At 73.7% G+C, this 8,692-nt stretch carries 8 protein-coding genes; 3 read left to right on the plus strand and 5 right to left on the minus strand.

The genetic code is table 11. The features are described from left to right. Positions 1-13: 13 nt before the first annotated feature. The 5 genes from GV155_RS11995 to ptsP form a co-directional block, all read right to left on the minus strand. Positions 14-1,396, minus strand: coding sequence for a M16 family metallopeptidase (locus tag GV155_RS11995; protein WP_160008216.1), 1,383 nt, complete (start codon positions 1,394-1,396; stop codon positions 14-16). 4 nt (positions 1,397-1,400) lie between these two features. Further along, positions 1,401-3,632, minus strand: a complete 2,232-nt coding sequence (locus GV155_RS12000) for a polyribonucleotide nucleotidyltransferase (RefSeq protein WP_160008218.1) — start codon at positions 3,630-3,632, stop codon at positions 1,401-1,403. Positions 3,633-3,899: 267 nt separating this feature from the next. Then, positions 3,900-4,175, minus strand: coding sequence for a 30S ribosomal protein S15 (gene rpsO / locus GV155_RS12005; protein ID WP_160008220.1), 276 nt, complete (start codon positions 4,173-4,175; stop codon positions 3,900-3,902). Between the two features lie 210 nt (positions 4,176-4,385). Continuing rightward, on the minus strand, positions 4,386-4,565 hold the full coding sequence (locus GV155_RS12010) for a DUF6458 family protein (protein ID WP_160008222.1): 180 nt from the start codon (positions 4,563-4,565) through the stop codon (positions 4,386-4,388). 118 nt (positions 4,566-4,683) lie between these two features. Beyond that, a complete protein-coding gene (gene ptsP, locus GV155_RS12015; protein WP_160008224.1) occupies positions 4,684-6,369 on the minus strand; it encodes a phosphoenolpyruvate--protein phosphotransferase in 1,686 nt (561 codons plus the stop codon). Positions 6,370-6,469: 100 nt separating this feature from the next. Between ptsP and GV155_RS12020 the strand changes: the two genes are divergently transcribed. From GV155_RS12020 to GV155_RS12030, 3 genes are all read left to right on the plus strand, one after another. Further along, entirely contained in the window at positions 6,470-7,237 is a 768-nt protein-coding gene (locus GV155_RS12020) for a DeoR/GlpR family DNA-binding transcription regulator (protein WP_160008226.1), read from the plus strand. Then, on the plus strand, positions 7,234-8,208 hold the full coding sequence (locus GV155_RS12025; protein ID WP_160008228.1) for a 1-phosphofructokinase family hexose kinase: 975 nt from the start codon (positions 7,234-7,236) through the stop codon (positions 8,206-8,208). Before GV155_RS12020 ends, GV155_RS12025 begins: the two co-directional genes overlap by 4 nt. After that, the coding region (locus GV155_RS12030; RefSeq protein WP_160008230.1) for a PTS sugar transporter subunit IIA at positions 8,205-8,692 on the plus strand (488 nt) is incomplete at its 3' end. The genes GV155_RS12025 and GV155_RS12030, both read left to right, overlap by 4 nt.

The raw sequence follows: 8,692 nt of genomic DNA on the forward strand, positions 1-8,692 counted from the left end.
CCCGCCCGACGACTCAGCGGGGCCCGACGACCGCGAGCACCTCGGGGCGTACGAGCACCTGTGCCGCGACCCGCTGGACGTCCTCCAGCGTGACCGACGCGACCCGCTCGAGCACGTCGTCCACCCCGAGCAGCTCGTGGTGGACCAGCTCGGACTTGCCGAGGCGGTGCATCCGAGACGCCGGGTCCTCGAGACCGAGCACCAGTCCCCCGCGCAGCTGCCCCTGCCCCAGCGCCAGCTCGGCGGCGTCGAGGCCGTCGGCAGCGACCTTCGCCAGCTCCCCACGCACGGTCGCCAGCACCTCGTCGAGACGGGTCGGCAGGCACCCGACGCTCACGCCCACGAGGCCGGCGTCGGCGTGGTGGGAGGAGAACGAGAACACCGAGTACGCCAGCCCGCGTCGCTCCCGGACCTCCTGGAAGAGCCGGCTCGAGGTGCCGCCGCCGAGGGCGGTGTTGAGGACGCCGAGGGCGTAGCGGTCCGGGTCGTGACGGGTCATCCCCTCCACCGCGAGCACCACGTTGGCCTGCTCGAAGGGGCGGCGCAGCCGTGCCTCACCGGGGCGGACCGGGACGACGACGTCGCCGGACCGCGGTGCCGCCGGGCTCGCCGGGGTGTCGAGGAAGCCGCCGCGCGCGAAGGCCCGTTCGACCTCGGCGACCACGTGGTCGTGGTCGAGCGCACCCGCGGCCGAGACCACCATCTGGCCGGGCCGGTAGTGCCGGGCCAGGAAGTCGGCGATGCCGTCACGGGTCTGGGCCTCGATCGAGGCCTCCGTGCCGGCGATGGAGCGCCCCAGCGGGGTGTCCGCACCGAACGCGACCTCCGAGAGCAGCTCGTGCACGACGTCGTCGGGGTCGTCCTCGTGCATCGCGATCTCGTCGAGGATGACGTCCCGCTCGGCCTCGACCTCGCGGGCCTCGAGCAACGAGCCGGTGACCATGTCACCGAGCACGTCGACCGCGAGGTCGAGGTCCTCGGCCAGCACGCGGGCGTGGAAGCAGGTGTACTCCTTCGCGGTGAAGGCGTTGAGCTCACCGCCCACGGCGTCGAGCTGCACCGAGATGTCGAGCGCCGAACGCTCCGCGGTGCCCTTGAACAGCAGGTGCTCCAGGAAGTGCGAGCTGCCGTGCTCGGCCGCGGTCTCGTCGCGCGAGCCCACCCCGACCCACACGCCCACGCTGGCCGAGCGGGCCCCGGCCATCTCCTCGGTGACCACCCGCAGTCCTGCCGGCAGCACCGTGCGTCGCACCGTCGAGGTCACCCGACCGAGCGCGTCACGCTCGGTCAGCAGGGTCTGCGTCGTCCCGGGCCGCAGCGGCGGCGACCCGCCCTCCCCGGGACCACGAGGGTCCCGGGAGGGGCGGGTCGCACGCTGCGGCGGGGTCTCCCCCACGGGCTCAGGCCTCCTCGGCCTCGGCGTCGTCCGCGCCGCCCTCGGCGGACTCGTCGACGACCGGGATCAGCGACAGCTTGCCGCGGTCGTCGATCTCGGCGATCTCGACCTGGACCTTCTGGCCCACCGACACGACGTCCTCGACGGTCTCGACGCGCTTGCCACCGGCCAGACCGCGCAGCTTGCTGATGTGCAGCAGGCCGTCCTTGCCGGGCAGCAGCGAGACGAAGGCGCCGAAGTTGGTCGTCTTCACCACGGTGCCGAGGTAGCGCTCGCCGACCTCGGGCATCGTCGGGTTGGCGATCGCGTTGACGGCCTGGCGGGCCGCCTCGGCGGCCTCGCCGTTGGTGGCACCGATGTAGATGGTGCCGTCGTCCTCGATCGACAGGCTCGCGCCGGTGTCGTCCTGGATCTGGTTGATGACCTTGCCCTTGGGCCCGATCACCTCGCCGATCTTGTCGACCGGGATGCGCACGGTGATGATGCGCGGCGCGTGCAGCGACATCTCCTCGGGCTCCGCGATCGCCTCGTTCATCACGTCGAGGATCGCCAGGCGGGCGTCCTTGGCCTGGTTCAGCGCGGCACCCAGGACCTCGGCGGGGATCCCGTCGAGCTTGGTGTCGAGCTGGAGGGCCGTGACGAACTCACGGGTGCCGGCGACCTTGAAGTCCATGTCGCCGAAGGCGTCCTCGGCACCGAGGATGTCGGTCAGCGCGACGTACTGCGTCTTGCCGTCGACCTCGCCGGAGATGAGGCCCATCGCGATGCCCGCGACGGGCGCCTTGAGCGGCACACCGGCCTGCAGCAGCGACATGGTCGAGGCGCAGACCGAGCCCATCGAGGTGGACCCGTTGGAGCCCATCGCCTCGGAGAGCTGGCGGATGGCGTACGGGAACTCCTCGCGCGAGGGCAGCACGGGCAGCAGGGCCCGACGCGCCAGGGCGCCGTGGCCGACCTCGCGGCGCTTGGGCGAGCCCACGCGACCGGTCTCGCCGGTGGAGAACGGCGGGAAGACGTACTTGTGCATGTAGCGGCGCGACTTCTCCGGCGACAGCGTGTCGAGCTTCTGCTCCAGGGTCAGCATGTTCAGCGTGGTGACACCCAGGATCTGGGTCTCGCCGCGCTCGAACAGCGCCGAGCCGTGCACGCGCGGGATGACGCCGACCTCGGAGTGCAGCGGACGGATGTCGGCCAGGCCGCGACCGTCCATGCGGATCTGGTCGCGCAGCACGCGCTCGCGCATGGAGGACTTGTTCAGCGCGCGGAACGCGGCGCCGATCTCCTTCTCGCGACCCTCGAAGTCGCCGCCGATCTTCTCGAGCAGCGCCGCCTTGATCTCGTCGGTGCGGGACTCGCGGTCCTGCTTGTCGGCGATGGTCAGCGACTGGGCGACGTCGCCCTTGACCGCGGCCTCGACCGCGGCGTAGACGTCGTCCTCGAAGTCCAGGAAGACCGGGAAGTCGGCGACCGGCTTGGCGGCCTCCTTGGCCAGCTCGGCCTGGGCCTCGCACAGCTGCTTGATGAACGGCTTCGCGGCGTCGAGGCCCTGGGCCACGATCTCCTCGGTGGGCGCCTGGGCGCCGGAGCGGACGAGCTCGAAGGTCTGCTCGGTGGCCTCGGCCTCGACCATCATGATCGCGACGTCGCCGCTCTCGGTGACGCGGCCGGCGACGACCATGTCGAACACGGCGCTCTCGAGCTGGCTGTGGGTCGGGAACGCCACCCACTGGCCGTCGATCAGGGCCACGCGGGTGCCGCCGACGGGGCCGGAGAACGGCAGGCCCGACAGCTGGGTGGACAGCGACGCGGCGTTGATGGCCAGCACGTCGTAGGGCATCTCCGGGTCGAGCGCCATGACGGTGATGACGACCTGGACCTCGGTGCGCAGGCCCTTCTTGAAGGTCGGGCGCAGCGGGCGGTCGATCAGGCGGCAGGTGAGGATCGCGTCCTCACCGGGACGACCCTCGCTGCGGAAGAACGAGCCGGGGATCTGCCCGACGGCGTACATCCGCTCCTCCACGTCGATCGTGAGGGGGAAGAAGTCGAGGTGGTCCTTGGGGTGCTTGCCGGCGGTCGTCGCCGACAGCAGCATGGTCTCGTCGTCGAGGTAGGCGGTCACCGAGCCGGCGGCCTGGCGGGCCAGCAGCCCGGTCTCGAACTTGACGGTGCGGCGGCCGTGCTTGCCGTTGTCGATCACGGTCTCGACGGCCGAGATGGTGGGCTCTGCGTAGGTCATGTGTCTGGTGGTTCCTCACTGTTCGCGGAGCGGCCGCGGGCGTCCGCCCGAAACGGGGCGGGACCTCGTCCTTCGAGGTGGCCGGTCTTCGATCGAGACCGCAGGCGGCCCGCGCGGGGCGGGGTCCTGCTGGTCACTACCGAGGACCGGGCCCGGTCGGCTCGGGGCCGCTCCTGGACTTGTCGCTGGTCGTGCGGTTCGTACGGGTGCTGCTCGCGGTGTGCGCGTAACGCACGGAAGGGCCCACCGAGGTGGGCCCTTCACGAGTCAGCGGCGCAGGCCGAGGCGCTCGACGATCGAGCGGTAGCGGTCGATCTCGGTCTTGCGCAGGTAGTTCAGCAGCCGCCGGCGCTGGCCGACGAGCAGCAGCAGACCACGACGGCTGTGGTGGTCGTGCTTGTGGGTCTTGAGGTGGTCGGTGAGGTGGGAGATGCGGAAGCTGAGCAACGCGATCTGGACCTCGGGCGAACCGGTGTCGCCCTCGGTCGTGGCGTACTCGGCGATGATCTTCTTCTTGGTCTCCGCGTCGGTTCCGATCGACACTCGGGTTCTCCTTCGGCTCGTTGCGCGGCGCGCCGGGGCAGGTCCACCCGGGCACTCTGGATCCGCGGCCGTCTGACGGCTGGGGTACGACGGGCACAGGATCGCGCCCGGGCCCGGTTCCGTCGCAGGGCGACGGGCGGGCCAACCGGTGAAGACTAGCAAGGGCCGCGGTCCGGGCCCAACTCTGCGCGGGCCGGGCTCCGCGCCGGGTCAGGCCCGGGGCGTACGCCTCGACATCGTGACCGCGGTCAGCACGATCACCAGCACGCCGGCGCCCGCGAGGATCCAGCCGAGGGTCATCACCTCGACCGGTCCGACCTGAACCTCGTTGACGGCGAAGACCAGGATCAGGCCGAGGGCGAGCAGGAAGACGCCGAGTCCGTAACCCATCGTGGGCCTCCAGGTGGGGTGCGAGGTCGCGCGGGTGCCGACCGGTGACCGCGCAATCTAGTCAGCCGGCCCGCGGGGCGACCTCACCCGGTCGCCCTCACCCGGTCGGCGACCCGGCTCAGGCCAGGACCGCGAGGACGGCCTCGCGCGCCGCGACCGGGTCGAGCGCACCCAGCGCGGCCTGGGCGGCCCGGGCGCACTGGTCGTCGGAGGTCGTGGCCAGGCGGGCGCCCACCGAGCGCACCGCGGCCGCGGCCATCGACAGCGAGGTCACGCCGAGCCCGACGAGCACGCACGCCAGCATCGGGTCGGCCGCGGCCTCGCCGCAGACGCCGACCGGCTTGCCGGCCCGACGCCCGGCCTCGGCCGTCATCGCGACCAGCTTCAGCACCGCCGGCTGCCACGGGTCGGTCAGGTGGGCCAGCGAGGTGGCCATCCGGTCGGCGGCCATGGCGTACTGCGTGAGGTCGTTGGTGCCGATCGAGAGGAAGTCGACGTGCTCGAGGACCTGGTCGGCCAGCAGCGCGATCGCCGGCACCTCGACCATGATCCCCGCGACCAGGCCACGCTGCCGCACCTGGGCGGCGAAGTCGGCGGCCTCGGCCACGGTGGCGACCATCGGCGCCATCACCTGCACCTGGGCGCCGGTCTGCTGCGCGGCGGCCGCGACCGCGTCGAGCTGGCGCTCGAGCAGGCCGGGGTCGTCGAAGGACAGCCGGAGCCCGCGGACGCCGAGCGCGGGGTTGTCCTCGCCCGGCAGGGTCGCGAACGCCAGCGGCTTGTCGGAGCCGGCGTCCAGCGTGCGCAGCACGACCTGGCGCCCGGCGAAGGCCTCCAGCACCTCGCGGTAGATCGCGGTCTGCTCCTCGACCGTGGGCTCCTCGGCGCGGCCCAGGAAGCACAGCTCGGTGCGGAACAGCCCGACGCCCTCCACCGGCTGGCCCTCGGCGCCGCGGGCGCTCTCCCCGTCGGCGACGTTGGCCAGCAGCTTGACCGGGGTGCCGTCGGCGGTCGCACCGGGCCCGTCCCAGGCATCGGCCCGGGCGCGCTCCTCCCCGGCACGCTCGACCATCGCGCGCGCCTCGTCGGGGTCCGGGTCGGGGTCCACCGTGCCGGCGGTCGCGTCGACCAGGACGTGGGAGCCGGTGGTCAGCCCGGTGGCGCCGGTGACCCCGACGACGCAGGGGATGCCGAGCTGGCGGGCGATGATCGCGGTGTGGCTGGTCGGCCCGCCGCGCTCGGTGACCAGGGCCAGCACGGTGCGCGGGTCGAGCCCGGCGGTGTCGGCCGGGGCCAGGTCGTCGGCCACCACGACCGACGGCGTGCCCGGGTCGGTGACCCCGGGCTCGGGGGCGCCGACGATCCGGGCCACGAGCCGCTTCTCGATGTCGCGCAGGTCGGTGGTGCGCTCGGCCATCAGCCCGCCGAGCGCCTCGAACTTCTCCACGAACTCCGAGACCGCTCCCCGCACCGCGGTGACGAGGTCGTCCTCGGCGAGCCGGCGGCGCACGGCCTTGCGCATCCCCTTGTCGCGGGCCAGGCCGGCGCTGGCCACGAGGACCTCGGTGGCGGCGCCGGAGGCGCGACCGGCCTTCGCCTCGTAGCCGCCGGCCACCGCCCCGACCGCGTCGTCGTAGGCGGCCAGGGCGGCGTCGGCGTCGGCCAGGCCGCCGTCGCCGAAGGCCTCGACCGCCTCGGCGGGCACGTCGTCCTGGACGAGCACGACGGGGCCGTACGCCGCGCCGGGGACCACGGGCGCGCCACGGAGCAGGGAGCTGGTGTCGGAGAGGGTGCTGGTGACCATGCTCACATCCTAGGGCCGCAGACCCTTGACAGTCCACACCGATCCCAACTAAAACAACACATACGCAGATCACGAGCACGTGTCGAGGAGGTGACGAGGAATGTACGCCGAGGAACGCCAGCAGGCCATGGCCCGACTCGTCTCCGACCGCGGCCGGCTGTCGGTGGCCGTGCTCGCCTCGGAGTACGACGTGACCACCGAGACGATCCGGCGCGACCTCTCCACGCTGGAGCGCCTGGGCCTGGTCCGCCGCGTCCACGGCGGGGCGGTGCCCGCCCACGCCCTGCCGGTGATCGAGCCCGCGCTCGGTGACCGCGACCGCGCGCACGCCGGGGCCAAGGACCGCATCGCCGAGGCCGCCCTCGCCCTGCTCCCCCGGCCGGGGGCCACCGTGCTCCTCGACGCGGGCACCACCACCGGACGCCTCGCCGCCCGGATGACCCCCGGGCACCGCCTCAAGGTGTGGACCCACGCCGTGCCGCTGGCCGCCCGCCTGATCGGCCTGCCCGGCGTCGAGCTGCACCTGCTGCCCGGCGCGGTCCGCGAGACCACGCAGGCCGCGGTCGGCCCGGACACCGTCGAGTCGCTGAGCCGGCTGCGGGCCGACGTGGTGTTCCTCGGCACGAACGGCATCTCCCTGCTGCACGGCCTCTCCACGCCCGACGTGGAGGAGGCCGCCACCAAAAGAGCCCTCGTCGGGGCGGCACGCCAGGTCGTGGTGCTCGCCGACGCCAGCAAGATCGGAGAGGAGAGCACCGTGCGCTTCGCCACCCTGGCCCAGGTCGACGTCCTCGTGACCGACGACGCGCTGTCGTCCGAGGACCGGACCGACCTCGAGCACGCCGGCGTGGAGGTGGTGGTCGCGTGATCCTCACCCTGACCGCCAACCCCAGCACGGACCGCACGCTCACGCTGTCCGGCGCCCTGCGCCGCGGCGGCGTGCAGCGCGTCGAGGCCGTCATCTCCCAGGCCGGGGGCAAGGGCGTGAACATCTCCCGGGCCGCCGTCGCCGCGGGCGAGGCGACGCTCGCGGTCATCCCCGCGGACCCGGACGACCCGTTCGTCCGCCAGCTGCACGCGGCCGGCATCGCCTGCGAGGCCGTCCCGACCTCCGGGCCGCCCCGGGTCAACCTGACCATCAGCGAGCCCGACGGGACCACGACCAAGCTCAACAGCCCCGGCCCGCACCTCGACGCCGCCGCCGCGACGCGGCTGCGTGACGTCCTGGTCTCCCGCGCCGCCGGCGCCGCCTGGGTGGTGCTGGCCGGCTCGCTGCCGCCCGGCGCCCCCGAGGGCTGGTACGCCGAGCTCACCCGCGCCCTGCACGGCACGGCGGCCCGCGTGGCCGTCGACACCAGCGAGGCCCCGCTGCGGGCCCTGGTCGACGCCTTCGACGGCGACCCGGCCGGCTACCCGGACCTGATGAAGCCCAACGGCGAGGAGCTCGCCTCGCTCACCGGTGGCGACGCCGTCGCGATCGAGGCCGACCCGGCCGCGGCCGCCGCGGCAGCCCGGGTCCTGCTCGACCGCGGGGTCGGGGCGGTGCTGGCCACCCTGGGCGCCGGAGGCGCCGTGCTGGTGACGCCCGAGGGCGCCTGGCACGCCGCTCCCCCGCCCACCGAGGTCGTCAGCACCGTCGGCGCGGGCGACTCCAGCCTGTTCGGCTACGTCCTGGCCGACCTCCGCGGGGAGCCCCCCGCCCACCGACTCGCGCTCGCCGTCGCCTACGGCAGCGCGGCCGCCGGACTCCCCGGCACCACCATCCCGGAGCCCTCCCACGTCGACCCCGGTCGCGTACAGGTCTCACCGCTGCACCACCACCCTGGAGCGACCGCATGACCGACCTCATCACCACCGACCTGGTCCGGCTCGACGCCGCCCTCGGCGCGGACAAGCACGACGTGATCCGCGCCCTCGCGGCCGTCGTCGAGGGAGCCGGCCGGGCCACCGACGCCGGCCAGCTCGTCGAGGACGCCCTCGCACGCGAGGCCACCTCCTCCACGGGCCTGCCCGGCGGGATCGCGATCCCGCACTGCCGGACCACCGGCGTGGAGGTCCCGACGCTGGCCTTCGCCCGCCTCGACCCTCCGGTCGACTTCGGCGCCAAGGACGGCCCGGCGACGCTGGCGTTCCTGATCGCGGCCCCGGCCGGCGGCGACGCCACCCACCTGACGCTGCTCACCGCCCTCGCGCGGTCGCTGGTCAAGCCGGACTTCACCAACGGCCTGCGCACGGCCACGACGCGCGAGGAGGTCGTCCGGCTGATCAGCGAGGACGTCGTCGACTCCCCCGCCGCGCCCGCCGCCGCCCCGGCCGCCGCCGC

Origin of the sequence: Nocardioides sp. AX2bis (assembly GCF_902506435.1) — a bacterium.
GTDB lineage: Bacteria > Actinomycetota > Actinomycetes > Propionibacteriales > Nocardioidaceae > Nocardioides.

What these genes read in the sequence shown, in the direction of transcription:
- GV155_RS12010 (WP_160008222.1), bottom strand. Translation starts at nt 4,565, where the DNA reads ATGGGTTACGGACTCGGCGTCTTCCTGCTCGCCCTCGGCCTGATCCTG.
- GV155_RS12020 (WP_160008226.1), top strand. Translation starts at nt 6,470, where the DNA reads ATGTACGCCGAGGAACGCCAGCAGGCCATGGCCCGACTCGTCTCCGAC.
- GV155_RS12000 (WP_160008218.1), bottom strand. Translation starts at nt 3,632, where the DNA reads ATGACCTACGCAGAGCCCACCATCTCGGCCGTCGAGACCGTGATCGAC.
- ptsP (WP_160008224.1), bottom strand. Translation starts at nt 6,369, where the DNA reads ATGGTCACCAGCACCCTCTCCGACACCAGCTCCCTGCTCCGTGGCGCG.